Consider the following 20257-nt stretch of genomic DNA (forward strand, 5'->3'; position numbering starts at 1 on the left):
CTCTCTGGCCTGCCGGCCATCTCCCCCTCAAGGGGGGAGATCAGATGTCACGCCGGCTTTCGCCAACTTTCAACGTTGAAAGGATCGAGCGCCGTCGACGGAACTGCCAATCTCCCCCCTTGAGGGGGAGATGTCCGGCAGGACAGAGAGGGGGGCCTCGCGCCACCCCTCAATGGCATCAATCCGAAACCGGCGTGTTCTCGTCGACGTCGACGCGGAAATTGCCTTCGAGGATCTCGGCCTTCTTCTTCTCGACCAGGTCCTTGACCTCCGCCGGCAGCGTCTTGTCGAATTTGTGGTAGGGCGCGAGATAGGAGCCGCCCTTAGCCATGCGCGAGAAATCGCCATAGTCCTGCGCGGTGAAGACGCCGGCCTTGACGAGCTTGATCGCCTGCTCGACCGTCGGGTACATGTCCCACACCGGGCCGGTGATGACCGTATCCGGCCCGAGGCTCGACTGGTCGGACATGTTGGAGATGGCATAGATCTTCTTCTCGACCGCCGCTTCGATGACGCCGAAGCGCTCGGCGTAGATGACGTCGACGCCGGCATCGATCTGCGCCACCGCCGCTTCCTTGGCCTTGGGGGGATCGAAGAACGAGCCGATGAAAGCGACCTTCTTCTTGACGTTGGGATTGACTTCCTTGGCGCCGGCAAAGAAGGCGTTGACCAGCCGGTTCACTTCCGGGATGCCCATTGCCGCGACCGCGCCGACCGTGCCCGACTTCGACATTTTTCCGGCGATCATGCCGGAAAGATAGGCGGGCTCGTGGATCCAGTTGTCGAAGACACCGAAATTGGGTTCGGCCGGGCCGGCRCCGGAGCCGAACAGCCAGGCCGTTTTCGGGAACTGCTTGGCCGTGCGGCGCGATTCGCGCTCGGCGGCAAAAGCGTCGCCCAACACCAGCTGGTAGCCCCCTTGAGCATATTCGCGCATCACGCGGCTGAAGTCGGCGGTCTGCACCTTCTCCGACCACTTGTAGTCGATACCCAGCTCTTTCTGCGCCTTCAGCAAGGCGACATGGATCTGGTTGTCCCATGGTTCCTCGATCGGCGTGGCGAAGATCGCCGCCACCTTCAGCTTCTTGTCCTTGGCGAAGGCCGCGCCGGGCAGCGCCGCCGCCGCGAGGCCGAGCGCGCCGAGTTCCAGCACGCTGCGCCGCGACAGGCCGGCGCGTTGCGTTTTGCTATGGTCGTTTTCCATTGAAGTGCCCCTCTGTTCGACAGCCGTGTCGAGCCGGCCGTTCCAAAAATGTCAGACGCACAGGACTATGGAACGGCGCCTGAGATTTGTCCACATGGTCAAATTTGGTGAGTGGTCGCTGTGTAGAAGCCGGGAACGCCGGCGGGACAGCGCCGCCCTCGGCATCTGGAGACGGGCGAGGGCTGACGAAGGCCGGTCCCGTCTAGTTGTCCACCCGACCGAAAGGCGGCACGTCGCCGATCACCTCGCGCTTGTCCTTGCCGCAAGTGAAGGTTTTCGCCTTCTCGTCGGCAAGCTTGCGCGCCAGGTCGTTGGCCTGYGCGTTGCCGGTGGCCAAAACCAGGCCGATCGTACAGCCCTGATGCTCTTCCGGCTGCGCCACCTTGGCGACGACCAGCACCTCGATCGACTTCTTCTCGTCCTCGGGATTGCTGACCGAGCGGCGGTGGATCGCGGCGAAGGGGATGGCGATGTCGCCATTGGTCTCGATCCGCCATTCCACCTTCGGGCCGGAGCCGYTGAAGGCGGTGAAGCTCTCCCAGACCGCGGTCATGTCGTCGGACGGAAAGYCGTAATAGACGGATTCGCGCGCGTCGTCGTAGCCGACCAGCACCGGATAGCCGCGATAGCCCGAGCAGACGAGGCTCGCCCAGTCGCCATCGCCTTCCGCTGCCTGCGCATAGGTCACGCAATMCTTCTTCCAGTCGAGATCGGTATAAGCGCTGGAGATGTCGCCGGCCTGGGCCGCCTGGCAGAAACCGGCGAGGGCAAGCGGGATCAGAAGAGCACGCATCAATGGCAACTCCGTTTCGAGTTGCCGGAAGCGTAACGCCGTCCGCTATTTCTTCAAGCTGGCTTCGATCAGGAGGTCGGCGTTACGAGCGACGGCCGCCGCCGGTCCGCCCAGGCCGAAAAGCTGGCCGCTGATGTAAGCGCCCTCAATGAGAAGCAGCAGGCCGTCGCCCAGCGTGTCGGAATCGGCGGCGCCCATCGCGGCCGCCATGGCGCGCAGGCGCCGGCGCAGCTCTATCTTGTTGTTCTCGCTCACCACCCGCGCGGGATGCCCGCGCTCGGGGTATTCCACCGCCGCGTTGGTCATGCCGCAGCCGCGGTAATCCGGCTTTTGCGTGCGTTTGCCGACGCGGGTCAGGAAAGCGATGATCTGGGCGCGCGGATTGCCCGGATGGGCGTCGACGGCCTCGTCRAAGCGCTCCCAGAATTCCAGGTCGTACTTGCGCAGATAGGAGGCGGCGAGCTCGTCCTTGGACGGAAAGCTGCGGTAGAGGCTCGGCTTGGTGACGCCGGCGCGCTTGACGATCTCGTCGACGCCGATCGCCCGGATGCCCTCGCGATAGAAAAGGTCGCGCGCCACGTCCAGGATCTTGTCCGCTGCCTTCGGGGCGGGGGCCGCGTTCGACGACACTTCAATTTTATTGTCCGATGGCATTCAAACAACTCGCTTGACAATGTTACTGACCGGTACGTATGTATGGCGCCATCCCACTGYAACGTACCGGTCAGTAACATGATAGCCCAGTCCCGTCCGTTTGGCCAGCGCTACGCATTCGTCGTCGTTGCCGTGATTTTCCTCTGCCTGCTGATCGCGGCCGGGCTTCGCTCGGCGCCCTCGGTGATGATGGTTCCGCTGGAGGAAAGCTTCGGCTGGCGCCGCGACGTCACCTCCTGGGCCGCCAGCGTCGGCATCCTGCTCTACGGGCTGACGGGCCCCTTCGCCGCGGCGCTGATGGAGCGCGTTGGGCTCCGCCGCACGCTGCTTGGCGCGCTGCTGGTGATGTCGGGCTCGACCGCGCTCAGCCTGTTCATGACGCAGCCCTGGCATCTCTTCCTCACCTGGGGCGTGTTTTCCGGCATCGGCTCGGGCGCGGTGGCGAGCGTGCTTGGCGCCACCATCGTCAACCGCTGGTTCAAGACCAATCGCGGCCTGATGATGGGCCTGATGTCGGCTTCAAGCGCCACCGGCATGCTGGTGTTCCTGCCCGTGATCGCCTCGCTGGCGCAAAACGGCGGCTGGAAGCCTGTGGCGATTGCGGTTGCCCTCGCCACCGCGGCGCTGATCCCGCTCGTTCTGCTGCTCGTGCCGGAACGCCCTTCCTCGATCGGCCAGGTGCGCTACGGCGCCGACGCGAACGACGTGCCGCCGGTGTCGCCGGCATCGCAGGGCAATTTTCTGGCGCATACGCTGAACACGCTGYGCCGCGCGGCGGGCACCCGGGTGTTCTGGTACCTGTTCGCCACCTTCTTCGTCTGCGGCTTCACCACCAACGGTCTCGTCGGCACGCATCTCATCGCCTTCTGCGGCGATATGGGTATCGGCGAGGTTCAGGCCGCCGGGCTGTTGTCGATGATGGGCATTTTCGACCTGATCGGCACGACGCTGTCCGGTTGGCTCACCGACCGTTTCGATCCGCGCAAGCTGCTCGGCGTCTATTACGCCGTGCGCGGCCTGTCGCTGATCTACCTGCCTTATTCCGGCTTCTCGGCGACCAGCCTGGTCATCTTCGCTGTGCTCTACGGGCTCGACTGGATCGCCACCGTGCCGCCGACGCTCAGGCTCGCCAACGAAGCCTTCGGCGACCGCAGCGGGCCGATCGTGTTCGGCTGGATCGTCGCCGGCCACCAGGTGGGCGCCGCGGCCGCCGCCGCCTTTGGTGGCACGATGCGCGAGCTGCAGGGCAATTACGAGCTGGCGTTCCTGATTGCGGGGATGACGGGCATCGCAGCGGCTTGTATTTCGTTGCTGATCAATACCGACAGGCCGGCCTTCGAGCCGGAGCCGCAGATGGTCTGAACAGCCAATCTCCCCCCTCGTGGGGGAGATGCCCGGCAGGGCAGAGGGGGGCGCTGTCCCGCCGACTTCTCGGTTGAATTGCCGTCAAATCAAACCGTTGCGAAGAGTTTGAGGGGTCTGAGAGGTTGGCGATCCTTCGCGCCCCCTCTGGCCTGCCGGCCATCTCCCCCACAAGGGGGGAGATCAGCAGTTCTGTTCGCTGTTATCAAAACTTCATGGTTCCGAAATGCGYCTGAAACATTGAGGCGAGAGCTTGGCGGTCCCGTTCAAAGCCATCCGGAGACAGCCATGAACAAGCTTTCCCTTACCCGCCGCGCTTTCGTCACCTCGGCCAGTGCCTTCGGCCTTGTCGGCGCCTCCGGTCTGGCACTGCCCTATTATTCTCGCGCCAGCCAGCGCCCCGCCTTCACGCATGGCGTCCAGTCCGGCGACGTCGACGCCACGTCCGGCATGGTCTGGACCCGCACCGATCGCCCGGCGCGCGTGATGTATGAAGTGTCGACCACCGAAAGCTTCGCCAATGCCACGCGGCTGGCTGCGCTCGATACCTCGCCCGCCAGCGACTACACGGTGAAGCGGCTGCTCACCGACCTCGCCTCCGACCAGGACATCTTCTACCGCATGACTGCCGCCGATCTCTCCGACATCAATGCCGTCTCCGAGCCGATCGTCGGCCGCTTCCGCACGGCACCGTCCTCGAAGCGCGATGTGCGCTTCGCCTGGTCGGGCGACACCGCCGGCCAGGGCTGGGGCATCGACGAGACCGGCATGAAGACCTATTCGACCATCGCCAAGCACACGCCGGACTTCTTCCTGCATTCGGGCGACACGATCTATGYCGACGGTGCGCTGAAGGACGAGGTCGACCTGCCCGGCGGCGGCAAGTGGAAGAACGTCGTCATGCTCGATGGCAAGCGCAAGGTCGCCGAGACGCTGGACGAATATCGCGACCAGTGGAAGTACAACATGATGGACAAGCACGTGCTTGCCCTCTCCGCCATCTGCCCGACCTTCTACCAGTGGGACGACCACGAGGTGCTCAACAACTGGTCGGACTCGAAGGACCTGACCGCCGACGACCGCTACAAGGAGAAATCCATCCATGTGCTGGCGGCACGCGCGGCGCGCGCCTTCCATGAGATGACCACCATCCGCTACGAGCCGTCGGAGCCGGGCCGCGTCTACCGCAAGATCTCGCACGGGCCGCTGCTCGACGTGTTCTTCCTCGACATGCGCTCCTATCGCGGYCCGAACGGCCCCAATCTGGACGAAACGTTGACGCCGAAGTCGCGCATGATCGGCGAGGAGCAGTCCAAATGGCTGAAGCGCGAGCTGGYGAACTCCAAAGCGACGTGGAAGATCATCGCCGCCGACATGCCGCTCAGCCTGATCGTCTGGGACGACGCGGCGAAAAAGGTCGGCTTCGAGGCGGTGTCGAACAACGACAACGGCGCGCCGAAGGGCCGCGAGCTCGAATTCGCCGATGTGCTGCGCTTCATCAAGAATGCCGGCATCACCAACACGGTGTGGCTGACCGCCGATGTGCACTACACCGCGGCGCATTACTACAACCCCGACAAGGCGCAGTTCCAGGATTTCAATCCGTTCTGGGAGTTCGTCTCCGGCCCGATCCACGCAGGCACATTCGGCCCCAACGACCTCGACATGACCTTCGGGCCGGAGCTGAAATTCATCAAGGCGCCGACCGCCGAGCAGGGCCAGAACCTGCCGCCGTCGGCCGGACTGCAGTTCTTCGGGCTGGTCGATATCTCCGGCGCCACCGAACAGCTCACCGTGCGGCTGATGGATCGMGACGACAACGAGCTTTACAAGGTTACACTCGACCCGGTGCGGTCGGCGTAACGGGCTCGAGAAATTGGCAAGGTCGGCGGGACAGCGCCCCCCTCTGGCCTGCCGGCCATCTCCCCCACTTGGGGGGAGATCAGCAGTTTCGGCGCGTCGCTCCTTCTGCAACGTTGGCAATTGGCGAAAGCAAGCGTGGCAGCCAATCTCCCCCCAAGTGGGGGAGATGCCCGGCAGGGCAGAGGGGGGCGCGAAGGATCGCTAAATTTGCGGTATTGARGGGCGTCAGTCCGGATAACAAGCGCGCGGAACGTTCGGCCAAACCGCCGTGTCGCAGTTGGCGTCCTTCTGCCGCTGCTTGAAGGCGGCGCTGACCGGGCCGGTGACGATCGGGTCGACGCCRTCGGGGGCGTCGGCGAACATCTGCTGCGCGGTCCTGGCGTCGGGCGGCTGGATGGCACCGCTCTCTCGCAGAGCCGTCGCCGACTGCGCCACACCGGCCGCAAGCAGCACGCCGAGCGCTGCCCACCCGAAAACCGGACGCAATCTGGACATATGATCGGTCATGAACATCGAACTGCCCGGCCCCTCAAAGGTTCCGCCTTGGTTAACAGAATCATTTCACACCAAGACGTTTAAGAATCAGTGACCATTATTTGGGGTCGGGCCTCCCCTTTCGCAATTGCGAAAAACCCTGTATGAGCCGGGCAACCGAAAAAGGCGGCGCTTGTTAAGCCTGCTGCCCGCAACGTTCCCGAGACCAGACACATGAACCTCCGCAATATCGCGATCATCGCGCACGTCGACCATGGCAAAACCACGCTCGTCGACCAGCTCCTGAAACAGTCCGGCGCCTTCCGCGACAACCAGCGCGTCGCCGAGCGCGCCATGGATTCCAACGACCTCGAAAAAGAGCGCGGCATCACCATCCTGGCCAAGGCGACCTCGGTCGACTGGCACGGCACCCGCATCAACATTGTCGACACGCCCGGACATGCCGATTTCGGCGGCGAGGTCGAGCGCATCCTGTCGATGGTGGATTCGGCGATCGTGCTCGTCGATGCCGCCGAAGGCCCGATGCCGCAGACCAAGTTCGTCGTCGGCAAGGCGCTGAAAGTGGGCCKGCGCCCCATCGTCGTCATCAACAAGATCGACCGTCCGGACGCCCGCCATATCGAAGTGGTCAACGAGGTGTTCGACCTGTTCGCCGCGCTCGACGCCACCGACGAACAGCTCGATTTCCCGATCCTCTACGGTTCGGGCCGCGACGGCTGGGTGTCGGAAAACCCCGAGGGTCCGAAGGACCAGGGTCTGGCGCCGCTGTTCGACCTCGTCGTCAAGCATGTGCCGGCGCCGACCGTTCATCCCGGCCCGTTCCGCATGATCGGCACCATCCTCGAGGCCAACCCGTTCCTCGGCCGCATCATCACCGGCCGCATCGAGTCCGGCACGCTGAAGGCCAACCAGGCGGTCAAGGTGCTGCACCATGACGGCACGCAGATCGAGACCGGCCGCGTCTCCAAGATCCTCGCCTTCCGCGGTCTCGAGCGCCAGYCGATCGAGGAAGCGCAGGCAGGCGACATCGTAGCCATCGCCGGCCTGTCGAAAGGCACCGTCGCCGACACTTTCTGCGACCCGGCTGTGAACGAGCCGCTGCATGCGCAGCCGATCGACCCGCCGACGGTCACCATGTCCTTCCTGGTCAATGACAGCCCGCTTGCCGGCACCGAGGGCGACAAGGTGACCAGCCRCGTCATCCGCGACCGCCTGCTGCGCGAGGCCGAGGGCAATGTCGCGCTCAAGATCGAGGAATCGGCCGAAARGGACTCCTTCTTCGTTTCCGGCCGCGGCGAATTGCAGCTCGCGGTGCTGATCGAGACGATGCGCCGCGAGGGTTTCGAGCTCGCCGTGTCGCGTCCGCGCGTCGTCATGCAGAAGGGCGATGACGGCCAGCTGCTGGAGCCGGTCGAGGAAGTCGTCATCGACGTCGACGAGGAGCATGCCGGTGTCGTCGTGCAGAAGATGTCGGAGCGCAAGGCCGAGATGGTCGAGCTGCGTCCTTCCGGCGGCAACCGCCAGCGCCTCGTCTTCCATGCGCCGACGCGTGGCCTGATCGGCTACCAGTCGGAGCTTTTGACCGACACGCGCGGCACAGCGGTGATGAACCGCCTGTTCTTCGCCTATGAGCCCTACAAGGGCGAGCTGCCCGGYCGCACCAATGGCGTGTTGATCTCCAACGAGCAGGGCGAATCCGTCGCCTACGCCATGTGGAATCTGGAAGACCGCGGCCCGATGATCATCGATCCGGGCGTCAAGGTCTATCAGGGCATGATCATCGGCATCCACTCCAGAGACAACGACCTCGAAGTGAACGTGCTCAAGGGCAAGAAGCTCACCAACATCCGCGCCGCCGGCAAGGACGAAGCGGTGAAGCTGACGCCRCCGATCCGCATGACGCTGGAGCGGGYGCTGGCCTGGATCCAGGACGACGAGCTGGTCGAGGTGACGCCGAAGACCATTCGGCTCCGCAAGCTCTATCTCGACCCGAACGAGCGCAAGCGTTTCGAGAAGTCGGCCAGGGTGATGGGCGCGGCGTAAGCTTTCCAGCCAAGGGTTCAAAAGAGGGAGTATCTACTCCCTCTTTTCGTTTCAGCGGCACGCTGCCGACAGGATGGCGTTGCGATCAGCCTCCCCGGTCAGATCGATGCGCACCGCCAGGCCATCGCGAACCGGCTTGCGCAAGGTCCTGGCGCCGTCCGATCCGACGGTCAGCCGCCCTCGGCCCTCGAGGGCCTGAAGCCTCGATCGCGGGAGGCCGAGCTCGCCGGCAAGCAAGCGGTCCAGCCGCAAAGGCGTCGTGCCCTCCAGCCGAAGCTCGAGCCAAAGCGCGGTCGCGTGTCCAGGTTCGCCGGCAGGCGGCTCCTTATGGACCGTGATGTCGGCAAATTCCTCGACCCGCCCGGCGCGATTGCGCAGCGCGGCGGCATCGAAGGCAAAGCGGCGCACGAGCGCGGGATCGTTGCATTCGAGGGCCGTAAGCAGCGCCGGCTCGATATCGCGGCGGTTTCGCCGCTCCAGGATGGTGAAATTCCAGGAGTTGTCGCAGCCTGTACAGCGGTAGATCAGCCAGACGTCGATGCGTTTGCCGTTGGCGTTGACGCGGAATTTCTCGCTGCATTTGTAGGGCCTGACGCCGCCGCACCGGTTGCAGTTGATGAGAGGTCGAGGCGCGATTGCGGGCGCGATCGTCCAATGGACACGCAAGGTGGACATGCCGGTAGGCCCTTCCCGTCGGGAAGTCCGTCAGGCCGGCAATGTCCGAGATGCCCCTTTTTGTTGAGCATGATCTTTACCGAAAACCGGGTACCACTTTTCGCTGACGCGGACCTTCGGTTCGGGATCATGCTCGTGTGGGCACGGCGTGGCGAGAGACTGTGTTATCAGGAAGTCAGGCGTCGGCGTGGATCACACGCGGCGGCTCAGCAATGCCAAACCGGTCTCGAACCGCCCCCTGAAGAACACATGAAGTGGAGCAGACGCGCCAGTGCTGCGCCTGCGGTGCATTCGGAGGAGTTGGCGAGACCGGCGGTTACTGAGGCAAAGTGATGCTCTGAAATGAATGTCGAGGCGGGTCTTCTAGACGTGTGGCAGTGGAGGAGCAAGGGCTAAACACGGATGTCTGCGCTGCCCCTCATTGCCCTGCCGGGCATTTCTCCCCGTGAACGGGGAGAAAGAGGCTGGCCGCGTCGCCGGCTCCTGTTCTACGACGTTTGCGATTGGCGAAATCGTCGCCGCCAGCGTCCCTTCGCCCCGTTTACGAGGAGAAGGTGCCYGAAGGGCGGATGAGGGGCAGCGCCRGCGCTGGCAGCTATTGTCTCCATCCTCAACGCGAGCCCCCTTGCCGGGCGTGCCAAATTCGCTCTGATCGGCTATCGTTCGTTTCCGTCCTATAGGAAACGACCCCATGCATCTCGCCTCGCTGCTGATCTTCGCCRCCGCCCTCTTCGTTGCCGCGGGCTCGCCCGGYCCGTCGATCGCGGCCCTTGTGGCGCGGGTGATCTCGAAGGGTTTTCGCGATGTCTTCCCCTTCCTGCTGGCGATGTGGATCGGCGAGGCCATCTGGCTGTCGCTGGCGGTGTTCGGGCTGGCCGTCGTGGCGCAGACCTTCCACTACGCCTTCGTCGTCGTGAAATGGGTTGGAGTTGCCTATCTCGCCTATCTGGCGTTCAAGATGTGGACGGCGCCGGTCGAGGCCAAGGAAGGCGAGATGCCGCGCGAGGATTCGGCCCTGAAACTGTTCTTTGCCGGCATGGCGGTAACGCTGGGCAATCCGAAGATCATGATGTTCTATCTGGCGCTGCTGCCGACCATCATCGATCTTGCCTCGGTCAGCCTCATCGGCTGGGTCGAGCTGACGCTGACCATGGCCATCGTGCTGGTCGTCATCGACCTTGCCTGGGTGCTGRCCGCTTCGCAGRCGCGCCGGCTGCTCWAGAGCAAGCGGGCCATGAAGATCGCCAACCGCGTCAGYGCCACGACGATGGCGGGCGCCGCCGCGGCAATCGCCGCGCGCTGATCCGGGCTTTCCAGGCGAAGCCTACCTTGCCATGGCGTGGTACTCAGGGTTCGGCCGCATGTCGACCGCGGCGGCCACCCGGTTCGACATGTTGAAGAAGGCGGCGGTCGAGGCGATGTCCCAGATGTCGCGATCGGAGAAACCGGCTTGCCGCAAGGYCGCGCGGTCGGCTTCGACGATTTTAGCCGGCTCTTCCGTGACCTTCACGGCGAATTCGAGCATGGCGCGCTGGCGGTCCGACAGATCGGCGGCGCGGAAATTCATCACCATCATCTCGCCCAGCGCCGGCTCGCCCGACAGCTGGCGCACCGCCGCGCCATGGGCGGTCAGGCAATAGAAGCAGTGGTTGATCGAGGAGACGACCACGGCGATCATCTCGCGYTCCAACTTCGACAGGCCGGACTCGCCCAGCATCAGGTCGTTGTACATGTCGGTGAAGGCGCGCAGCTTCTTCTCGTCGAAGGCGTAGGCGAGAAGCACGTTGGGCACGAGGCCGAGCTTCTCCCGGCATTTGTCGAAATAGGCTTTCGTCGCCTCGCTGAGCTCCGCCTGGACAAGGTCAAGCGCGGTAATCCTGTCATTCATGGGTCGTTCTCCTTGCAAGGCAACGGCGTCGGTTCGAATTTTTTAATGCGTCGTCAAACCTTTGTCGCGAAACGGCGGTCATCTGCTACGATAGCCGCAAAAGCATACGACGGGAGGGACCAAGCGTCATGGCCAGCGTTAAATCCAAGCCGAAGAAGAAAGCCGCCGCCGCGAAGGCGGAGGAAAAATCCGCAAGGCTTGCCGACTATCTGCTGGCACGGGCGCCTGCCGAAGACATCGCGGCCTATGACGTGGCCGATCTCGAACGCGCCGGCGAGCTCGCCGCCCAAGCGGTCGCCAGCCACAGGAAAGGCGAAAGCGTCATCGCCGTCGAGGCCGATTCGGGCGTTGCATGCGGCGGCCGGCCGGTGACGGTCATCACCGTCGTCAACGACAACATGCCGTTCCTGTTCGATTCCATCCTGGGCGAGATCACCGAGGTCAGTGGCGAGCCGACGCTGGTCACCCATCCGATCGTCACCGTACGCCACGGCAAGAACGGTGTGGCCGAGGTGCTTGGCGACGCCGGCAAGGAGGATGACAAGCACGACCGGCTAAGCGTCGTCCATGTGCATATCCCGCGGCTGACCGCCGACCAGGCGAGAAACCTCACCGAGCGGCTGCGCAAGACGCTTTCGCAGGTCCGCGCCGCCGTCGTCGACTGGAAGCGCATGCTCGCCCGTCTCGACCAGGCGATTTCCGAATTCCGCTATTCGGCCGTGCCGCTCGACAAGAAGAGCGTCGCCGAGGCGATCGCCTTCCTCGAATGGCTGCGCGACGACAATTTCACCTTCCTCGGCATGCGCGAGTTCAAATATGTCGGCGGCGAGGAAAGCGGCAGTCTGGAGCGCGCCGAGAAGCCTGGCATGGGTATTCTGTCGGATCCCGACGTGCTGGTGCTGAGGCGTGGCACCGAGGCGGTGACGACGACGCCCGAGATCCGCGCCTTCCTGCACGGGCCGGAGCCGCTGATCGTCACCAAGGCCAACGCCAAGTCGTCGGTGCATCGGCGCATCTATCTCGATTACATCGGCGTCAAGACCTACACGTCGAAAGGCGCGCTGGCGGGTGAGCTGCGCATCRTCGGCCTGTTCACCTCGACCGCCTACACGCGCTCGGTGATGAAGATCCCCTATCTGCGCTCGAAGGCGGAGACCATCATCGCTAAGTCCGGCTTCAACCCGAACGACCATTCGGGCAAGGCGCTGATCAACGTGCTGGAGAGCTATCCGCGCGACGAGCTCTTCCAGGTCCCCGTCCCCATCCTGCGCAAACATGCCAGCGCCATCCTTGGGCTCATCGAGCGGCCGCGCGTCAGGGCGCTGGTGCGTGCCGACCAGTTCGACCGCTTCGTCTCGATCCTGGTCTTCGTGCCGCGCGACCGCTATGACAGCGTCGTGCGCGAGAAGATCGGCGCCTATCTCAAGACCGTGTTCGAGGGCCGGCTGTCGGCCTATTACCCGGCCTTCCCGGAAGGCGGGCTGGYGCGCGTGCATTTCATCATCGGCCGTTCCGGCGGCAAGACGCCGAAGATCGAGCAGTCGACGATCGAGGCGGCGATCCGCGACATCGTGCGCACCTGGGAGGACGCGCTCTCCGAAGCCGCGGAGGCCGCCGGCAGCGATCCGGCGCTGAAGGCGATCGCGGCGCGTTTCCCCGAAAGCTACCGGGACTCCTTCTCGGCCGCCGTGGCGCTGGCCGATGCCGGGCGCATCGCGAAGATCGGCGTGGTCAATCCGATCGCCATCGACTATTACCGCCATGCCGACCAGAAGCCGCACCAGGCGGCTTTGAAGATCTACCATTTCGGCAGCCCGGTGGCGCTGTCGCGACGTGTGCCGGTGCTGGAAAATATCGGCTTCCGCGTCATCAGCGAGCGCACCTTCGAGGTCGGCGGCGATCCGGCTGATCGGGTGTTCATCCACGACATGGAGCTGGAGAACAGCTACGGCGCGCGAATAGACCTTACCGACGGCGGCGCGCTGTTCGAGGACGCGTTCCTGTCGGTCTGGCGCGGCGATGTCGACAATGACGGCTATAACGGCCTGGCGCAGACCGCCGGCCTGTGGTCGGGCGAGATCACGATCCTGCGCGCCTATGGCCGCTATCTGCAGCAGGCCGGCATCCCGCAGAGCCAGGATTTCATCGCCGCGGCGCTCAACCGTTATCCCGAGATCGCGCGCGGCCTGCATGACCTGTTCGTCGCCCGTCTCGGACCGGCGGCGGAGGGCGACGGCGCGGTGGCGGCCAAGCACCTCAAGGCCAAGATCAAGGACGCGCTGGAGGAGGTGCCCAATATCGATGACGACACCATCATCCGCCGCTATCTCAACCTGATCGAAGCCTCGCTGCGCACCAATCATTTCGTAGCCGATACGAAAGCGAAGGGGCAGTCGCTGGCAATCAAGCTCGACTCGCAGGCGGTCGAGGGCCTGCCGGCGCCCAGGCCATGGCGCGAGATCTTCGTCTACGGCTCCGAGGTCGAGGGCGTGCATCTGCGTTTCGGCCCGGTGGCGCGCGGCGGCCTGCGCTGGTCGGACCGCGCCCAGGACTACCGCACGGAGGTGCTCGGCCTGGTCAAGGCGCAGCAGGTCAAGAACGCTGTCATCGTGCCGGTCGGCGCCAAGGGCGGCTTCTATCCCAAGAAGCTGCCGATGAGTGCCGGGCGCGACGCCATCTTCGAGGCCGGCACCTCGGCTTACAAGAACTTCGTCTCCAGCCTGCTCTCGATCACCGACAATATCGGCGTCGACGGCGTCATCCCGCCGGCCGGCGTGGTGCGGCGTGATCCTGACGATCCGTATTTCGTCRTCGCCGCCGACAAGGGCACGGCGACCTTCTCCGACACCGCCAACGCGATTTCCGAGAAGCACCACTTCTGGCTGGACGACGCCTTCGCCAGCGGCGGTTCGGCCGGCTACGACCACAAGAAGATGGGCATCACCGCCAAGGGCGCCTGGGAAGCGGTGAAGCGGCATTTCCGTGAGATGAACCGCGACATCCAGACCGCGTCCTTCACCGTCGTCGGCGTCGGCGACATGTCGGGCGACGTGTTCGGCAACGGCATGCTCTTGTCGCCGCAGACCAGACTGATCGCCGCCTTCGACCATCGCGACATCTTCATCGATCCCGATCCCGACATGGCGGCGTCGATGGCCGAGCGCCAGCGCATGTTCGCGCTGCCGCGCTCGTCCTGGCAGGACTATGACAAGTCGAAACTGTCGGAAGGCGGCGTCATTGTTTCGCGCAGCCAGAAATCGATCACGCTGCCGCAGGCGGCCGCCGCCGCGATCGGCCTCGCCAAGACGACGGCGACGCCGGTCGAGATCATGAACGCCATCCTCAAGGCGCCGGTCGATCTTCTGTGGTTCGGCGGCATCGGCACCTATGTGCGGGCTTCCGGGGAAAGCAATCAGGATGTCGGCGACCGCGCCAACGACGCCATCCGCGTCACCGCGCTCGATGTCCGGGCGAAAGTCATCGGCGAAGGCGCCAATCTCGGCGTCACACAGCGGGCGCGCATCGAGTTCGGCCTGAATGGCGGACGCTGCAACTCGGACGCCATCGACAATTCGGGCGGTGTCAACTGCTCCGACGTCGAGGTCAACATCAAGATCGCGCTGGCGTCCGCCATGCGCAAAGGCTCGCTGGCGCGGCCGGCGCGCAACAAGCTGCTCGCCGAAATGACCGACGAGGTGGGCGCGCTGGTGCTCTCCAACAACTATCAGCAGACGCTGGCGCTATCGCTGGCGCGCAAGCGCGGCCTTGCCGACATCGCRCACCAGGCACGTTTCATGACGGCGCTGGAATCGCGCGGCCTGCTCGACCGCGCGGTCGAGACGCTGCCCTCGCCGGCGGCGCTCGCCGAACGCGAGGCGCGCGGCGAGCCGCTGACCAGGGCCGAGCTCGGCGTGCTGCTGGCCTATGCCAAGATCGTGCTGTTCTCCGACATCGTCGCCAGCGACGTGCCGGACGATCCGCATTTCGACCGCGACCTGATGGCCTATTTCCCGGAGCGCATGGCGAAGAAATTCGCCGGCGAGATCCGCGACCACAGGCTGCGGCGCGAGATCATCGCGCGCGTCRTCGCCAACGATCTCGTCAACCGCGGCGGACCGTCCTTCGTCAACCGGCTGCAGGAGGCGACGGGCCGCACCGCGGCCCATGTCGTGCGCACCTTCGCCGTGGTCCGAGACGGCTTTGCGCTGCCGGCGCTCTACAAGGAGATCGACGCGCTCGACAACCAGATCGACGGCCAGATCCAGCTTGATCTCTACCAGGCGGTTAGCCGGCTTATCTTCGTGACCAGCGGCTGGTACCTGAAGAACGATGCAGGCTCGGCGCCGCTCAGCCAGCGCATCGCCGAATTGCAGGAAGCCCGCAAGGCGCTTGAGCCGAAGCTGGTGTCGCTGCTGCCGGCCTTCTCGCGCGAGCGCATCGAGGAGCGGCGGCACGGCCTGTTCAAGTGCGGCGCGCCGGAAAGGCTCGCCGGGCAGCTCGCCCTGACCGAGGTGGCCGAGCTGATCCCGGATGTCGCGCTCACCGCACGCACCGCCAGTGCCGACATCGTCAGCGCGGCCAAGGCCTTCTTCGCCGTCAGCGACGCCTTCCGCATCCCGCGCGTCGAGGAAGCGGCGCGCTCGATCATGCCGCCCGACTATTACGACCAGCTGGCGCTGTCGCGCGCCACCGACACGATCGGCGTGGCGCGCCGCGGCATCGCGGTGGCGGCGCTGACCGCGCACGGCACGGCCGCGGATCCGGTCGCGGCCTGRCTCGAAGCCGGCGGCGAGCGCGTCGCGCGCATCCGCGAGCGGCTGCAGACGCTGACCGAAGGCGGCGACATCACCGTGTCGCGGCTGTCGGTGGCGTCGGGCCTGATGAGTGACCTGACGGGGATGTGACGTTCCTCGCCCCACGCAGTGGGGAGRGGTGCCGAGCGTAGCGAGGCGGAGAGGGGCTTCGTAGGGCGGCCGGCCTTTGGCGATAGCGTGCATGGCAGCTTGGCGCATGCATTGTCTCATGTGGCGCTGGTCGACCCCCACTCCGTCTCGGCTTCGCCGAGCCACCTCTCCCCCGATCGACGGGGTAGAGGAAAGGCGCCAAGCTTTTTGCCGTCAGCGCTCGTCCAGCAGGGCTCCCTTCCTTTCCCTCCGGAGGGGGGAAAGGTGGCGCTGCGAAGCAGCGACGGATTGGGGGAACCACGTGGCAATCAAGCCAGGTCGATCAGTCAATCACAGAAGATGTGTGCATAGCGTAGCCCATTGCGTGGGGCGAGGAAGGCAACGGCAGCGCCGCGCTTGTTCATTTGCATCGCTGGTTGAAAACATGCAGACATGGCGCCCGACGCGAGCGATGCCAGGGGAGAAAGCATGGCGGCAGTAGAGACAGTGCAGCGGGCATCGGGGCGCGGCATCTGGGGCTGGATGTTCTTCGACTGGGCGGCGCAGCCTTTCTTCACCGTCGTCACCACCTTCATCTTCGGACCCTATTTCGTCTCGCGCATGGCGAGCGACCCGACCGCCGGACAGGCGGCCTGGGGCTACGGCATTGCCGCGGCCGGCCTGGTTATCGCGGTGCTGTCGCCGGTGCTCGGCTCGATCGCCGACCAGACCGGGCCGCGCAAGCCGTGGATCGCCTTCTTCGCCACGATCAAGATCGTCAGCCTTACCTTGTTGTGGTTCGCCGCGCCGGGGTCGAACCTGTTCCTGGTCGTGCTTTTGTTCTCGCTGGCTTCGGTTGCGGCCGAATTCTCGACCGTGTTCAACGATTCCATGATGCCGCGGCTGGTGCCTAAGGAAGAGATCGGCCGCATCTCCAACGTCGCCTGGGGCCTCGGCTATCTCGGCGGCATGGTGGCGCTGATCTTCGTGGTGCTGTTCCTGGCCGGCAATCTCGAAACCGGCAAGACGATCATCGGCCTCGATCCCTTGTTCGGCCTCGACCCCAAGCTCGGCGAGGACGCGCGTTTCACCGGGCCGATGTCGGCCGGCTGGTATTTCCTGTTCATCCTGCCGATGTTCTTCTTCACGCCCGACGCCAGCAAGGGAATTCCGATCGGGCCGGCGGTGCGCGAGGGCCTGTCGGAGCTGAAGTCGACGCTCGCCGAGGTGCGCCAGCGCAGCGGCATACTGCGCTTCCTCCTGGCGCGCATGATCTATCAGGACGGCGTCAATGCGCTGCTCGCGCTCGGCGGCACGTTCGCGGCCGGCATGTTCCACTGGTCGATCACCGAGATCGGCCTGTTCGGCATCATCCTCAACATCGTCGCCATCTTCGGCTGCTGGATCGCGGCGCGGCTGGACACGGCCCTCGGCTCTAAAGCGGTGGTGATGATCTCGCTGGCGATGCTGTCGGTCGCCACGATCGGCGTCGTCTCGACCGGCCCAGGTTTCACGCTGCTCGGCCTCATTCCGCTGTCGACCGCCGATTCCGGCGGCCTGTTCGGCACCGCGGCCGAAAAAGCCTATATCCTCTATGGGCTGCTGATCGGGCTCGCCTTCGGCCCGGTGCAGGCCTCGTCGCGCTCCTACATGGCGCGCAGCGTCACCGCCGCCGAGTCGGGCCGCTATTTCGGCATCTACGCGCTGGCGGGCCGGGCGACCAGCTTCCTGGCGCCGTTCATGGTGGCGACCATAACGGCCATGRGCGATTCACCACGGCTCGGCATGGCGGCAATCATCCTGTTCCTCGGCATCGGCATGGCGATCCTGGTCGGAACGCCCTATCCGGCGGACAAGCGGTAGCGCAATTCCCTTCTCCCCTTGTGGGAGAAGGTGTCGCCGAAGGCGACGGATGAGGGGTGCTCCAGGGAAAGCCAACGTCTCACTCCGCTGGAACACCCCTCATCCGTCTCGGCGCTGTGCGCCGATCCACCTTCTCCCACAGTGGAGAAGGAAAGAGGCGCTAATGCCTGAAATGCCTTACGCCCGTGAAGACCATGGCGATGCCGTGCTCGTCGGCGGCGGCGATGACGTCCTCGTCGCGCATCGAGCCGCCGGGTTGGATCACGGCCGTGGCGCCGGCCTCGATTGCCGACAGTAGCCCGTCGGCGAAGGGGAAGAAGGCGTCCGAGGCGACGACGGAGCCCTTGGTCAGCGGTTCGGCGAGGCCGGCGGCTTCCGCCGCGTCCAGCGCCTTGCGGGCGGCGATGCGGGAAGAATCGACGCGGCTCATCTGGCCGGCGCCGATGCCGACCGTCGCTCCGTCCTTAACGTAGACGATGGCGTTCGATTTGACGTGCTTGGCGACGCGGAAGGCGAATTTGAGGTCGGCCAGTTCGGCCGGCGTCGGCGCACGCTTGGTCACCACTTTCAATTCGAGGTCGTCGACCACGGCGTTGTCGCGGCTTTGCACCAGCAACCCGCCGGCCACCGATTTCACCGTCGTGCCGGCAGCGCGCGGGTCGGGCAGGCCGCCGGTGACCAGCAGACGCAAATTCTTCTTCGCCGCGACGATCGCGGCGGCTTCGTCGGTGGCGTCGGGCGCGATGATGACCTCGGTGAAGGTCTTCACGATCTCTTCCGCCGCCTCGGCGTCGAGGATGCGGTTCATGGCGACGATGCCGCCGAAGGCCGAGACCGGGTCGCAGGCCAGCGCCTTGGCATAGGCCGCCTTCAGCGATAAGCCTTCGGCGACGCCGCAAGGGTTGGCGTGCTTGATGATGGCGATCGCCGCGGAGCGGGCGGGATCGAACTCGCCGACCAGCTCGAAGGCGGCGTCGGTATCGTTGATGTTGTTGTAGGAGAGCTGCTTGCCCTGCAACTGCCTTGCCGTCGCCACGCCCGGCCGCTTGTCGCCCGACAGGTAGAAGCCCGCGCTCTGGTGCGGGTTCTCGCCATAGCGCATCACCTGGTCGAGCCGGCCGCCGAAAGCGCGCCATGTCGGATGCTCGATCTCGAGCGCCTCGGCGAACCAGCCCGAGATCGCCGCGTCATAGGTCGCGGTGCGGGCAAAGGCCTTGGCCGCCAGCATCTTGCGGAAGTCGAGCGAGAGCGAGCCAAGATTCATCTCCAGCGCGTTGACGACGGACGCATAATCGGCCGGGTCGGTGACGATGGCGACATAGGCGTGGTTCTTGGCCGAGGCGCGGATCATCGCCGGCCCGCCGATGTCGATGTTCTCGACGATCGAGGYGTAGCCGGCACCGGAGCGGCGGACCTCCTCGAACGGGTAGAGGTTCGAGACAACGAGATCGATGGGCTCGATGTGATGGTCGCGCATGGCCTTAGCATGGTCGGCATCGTCGCGGATGCCGAGCAGCGCGCCATGCACCGACGGATGCAAGGTCTTCACCCGGCCGTCCATGATCTCGGGAAAGCCGGTGAGGTCGGAGACGTCGCGCACCGCAAGGCCAGCCTCGGCAATGGCCTTTGCCGTGCCGCCCGTCGAGACCAATTCGACGCCGGCAGCGGCGAGCGCCTTGGCGAAGTCGATCAGGCCGGTCTTGTCGAAGACGGAAAGCAGGGCGCGGCGCACCGGAACGAGATCCGGCGCCGGAATGTTTTTCGTGGGCACGGCCATGGCGGGCGGCCTTTCAGAGCTGTTGGAAGGGACGTTGGCCGGCCCTAGCATATGAGCCCCGGAAATCAAGCTCGCAGCCGGATTTGCAACTCAGTTGTTCTCGGGATAGCCGGCGATATCGGTGCGGGTCAGCTGCCAGTGGACCTCGGCAATTGCCGAGGCCTTGAAGGCGAGCACGATCTGCCGGCTGCGGCGCGGGCCGCCCAGACCGGCGAAATAGATCGATTCCTCGACCTCCGGCACCACTTCGGCGCAGGTGAAGACCCAGCTGTCGCCCTGCGCGGCGGCAAGGGTCAGCCGGTCGTGGTCGTCCTGCAGCAGGCTGATATCGGGATGGACGTGGAAGCGCACCGTGACGAAGTCGCGGCCATTGTTGCGGATCGCCGCATTGCCCGGGCGCAGGAAACGGTCGCGCCCGGCAAGCACGTTGCCGTTCGTGCCGAGCTTCAGCTCGCGCTCGTGCAGGAAGCCGAATTGCTGGACATAGCCGTCATGGCGGGCGACGAAGCCCTGCATGCCCTTCTGGTCGAGGCGCTTGCAGGGCACATGCTGCGGACCGCCGATCAGGGGCGAGCCCAAAAGATCGCTGACGCGCAGCGAGTGGCTGAAGCGCGCCGACGAGGTGTCGTTGATCGTCGCTGTCGAGTGCGCGGCGGTGGCGCGGGCCAGCGGCCGGAATTCCGGGGCGCCGTAGGTGTCGATGCCGGCATTGACGATGAAGTGCTGACGCCCGGAGGAAAGCTCGAAGGCGAGGCAG

The 20257-nt window shown here is 65.1% G+C and carries 14 protein-coding genes; 6 read left to right on the forward strand and 8 right to left on the reverse strand.

The window, feature by feature from the left end; translation table 11 throughout:
* Nucleotides 1–178: 178 nt before the first annotated feature.
* The 3 genes from LCM4576_RS06445 to LCM4576_RS06455 form a co-directional block, all read right to left on the reverse strand.
* Entirely contained in the window at nt 179–1204 is a 1026-nt protein-coding gene (locus LCM4576_RS06445; protein WP_041002849.1) for a BMP family protein, read from the reverse strand.
* Nucleotides 1205–1406: 202 nt separating this feature from the next.
* On the reverse strand, nt 1407–1997 hold the full coding sequence (locus LCM4576_RS06450; RefSeq protein WP_071031103.1) for a hypothetical protein: 591 nt from the start codon (nt 1995–1997) through the stop codon (nt 1407–1409).
* A 45-nt stretch (nt 1998–2042) separates the two neighbouring features.
* Entirely contained in the window at nt 2043–2651 is a 609-nt protein-coding gene (locus tag LCM4576_RS06455; protein WP_040991561.1) for a TetR/AcrR family transcriptional regulator, read from the reverse strand.
* 78 nt (nt 2652–2729) lie between these two features.
* Between LCM4576_RS06455 and LCM4576_RS06460 the strand changes: the two genes are divergently transcribed.
* Nucleotides 2730–4013, forward strand: a complete 1284-nt coding sequence (locus tag LCM4576_RS06460) for an MFS transporter (RefSeq protein WP_071031105.1) — start codon at nt 2730–2732, stop codon at nt 4011–4013.
* A gap of 288 nt (nt 4014–4301) precedes the next feature.
* Nucleotides 4302–5876, forward strand: a complete 1575-nt coding sequence (locus LCM4576_RS06465; RefSeq protein WP_071031107.1) for an alkaline phosphatase — start codon at nt 4302–4304, stop codon at nt 5874–5876.
* Between the two features lie 225 nt (nt 5877–6101).
* Here the strand turns inward: LCM4576_RS06465 and LCM4576_RS06470 are convergent, their stop codons facing one another.
* On the reverse strand, nt 6102–6371 hold the full coding sequence (locus LCM4576_RS06470; protein ID WP_244510669.1) for a hypothetical protein: 270 nt from the start codon (nt 6369–6371) through the stop codon (nt 6102–6104).
* 213 nt (nt 6372–6584) lie between these two features.
* Here LCM4576_RS06470 and typA point away from each other — a divergent pair, with 213 nt between their 5' ends.
* On the forward strand, nt 6585–8414 hold the full coding sequence (gene typA, locus LCM4576_RS06475) for a translational GTPase TypA (protein WP_071031109.1): 1830 nt from the start codon (nt 6585–6587) through the stop codon (nt 8412–8414).
* A 51-nt stretch (nt 8415–8465) separates the two neighbouring features.
* On the opposite strand, the gene LCM4576_RS06480 is transcribed toward typA, so the two are convergent.
* Nucleotides 8466–9089: a DUF1062 domain-containing protein gene (locus tag LCM4576_RS06480; RefSeq protein ID WP_071031111.1), complete on the reverse strand. Its 624-nt coding sequence runs from the start codon at nt 9087–9089 to the stop codon at nt 8466–8468.
* A gap of 691 nt (nt 9090–9780) precedes the next feature.
* Between LCM4576_RS06480 and LCM4576_RS06485 the strand changes: the two genes are divergently transcribed.
* Entirely contained in the window at nt 9781–10392 is a 612-nt protein-coding gene (locus LCM4576_RS06485; protein ID WP_071031113.1) for a LysE family translocator, read from the forward strand.
* 21 nt (nt 10393–10413) lie between these two features.
* Here LCM4576_RS06485 and LCM4576_RS06490 read toward each other — a convergent pair whose 3' ends face one another.
* Complete coding sequence (locus LCM4576_RS06490) at nt 10414–10977, reverse strand: peroxidase-related enzyme (RefSeq protein ID WP_071031115.1); 564 nt, start codon at nt 10975–10977, stop codon at nt 10414–10416.
* Nucleotides 10978–11105: 128 nt separating this feature from the next.
* On the opposite strand from LCM4576_RS06490, the gene LCM4576_RS06495 reads away from it, so the two are divergent.
* On the forward strand, nt 11106–15881 hold the full coding sequence (locus tag LCM4576_RS06495) for an NAD-glutamate dehydrogenase (protein WP_071031116.1): 4776 nt from the start codon (nt 11106–11108) through the stop codon (nt 15879–15881).
* Between the two features lie 432 nt (nt 15882–16313).
* Nucleotides 16314–17723 carry an MFS transporter gene (locus LCM4576_RS06500; RefSeq protein WP_071031118.1) on the forward strand — a complete coding sequence of 470 codons (1410 nt, stop codon included), beginning with the start codon at nt 16314–16316 and terminating at the stop codon, nt 17721–17723.
* Between the two features lie 160 nt (nt 17724–17883).
* Here the strand turns inward: LCM4576_RS06500 and purH are convergent, their stop codons facing one another.
* Entirely contained in the window at nt 17884–19500 is a 1617-nt protein-coding gene (gene purH / locus LCM4576_RS06505; protein ID WP_071031120.1) for a bifunctional phosphoribosylaminoimidazolecarboxamide formyltransferase/IMP cyclohydrolase, read from the reverse strand.
* Between the two features lie 90 nt (nt 19501–19590).
* The coding region (locus tag LCM4576_RS06510; protein ID WP_198540213.1) for a heparinase II/III family protein at nt 19591–20257 on the reverse strand (667 nt) is incomplete at its 5' end.

Origin of the sequence: Mesorhizobium sp. LCM 4576 (assembly GCF_001854815.1) — a bacterium.
GTDB lineage: Bacteria > Pseudomonadota > Alphaproteobacteria > Rhizobiales > Rhizobiaceae > Mesorhizobium > Mesorhizobium plurifarium.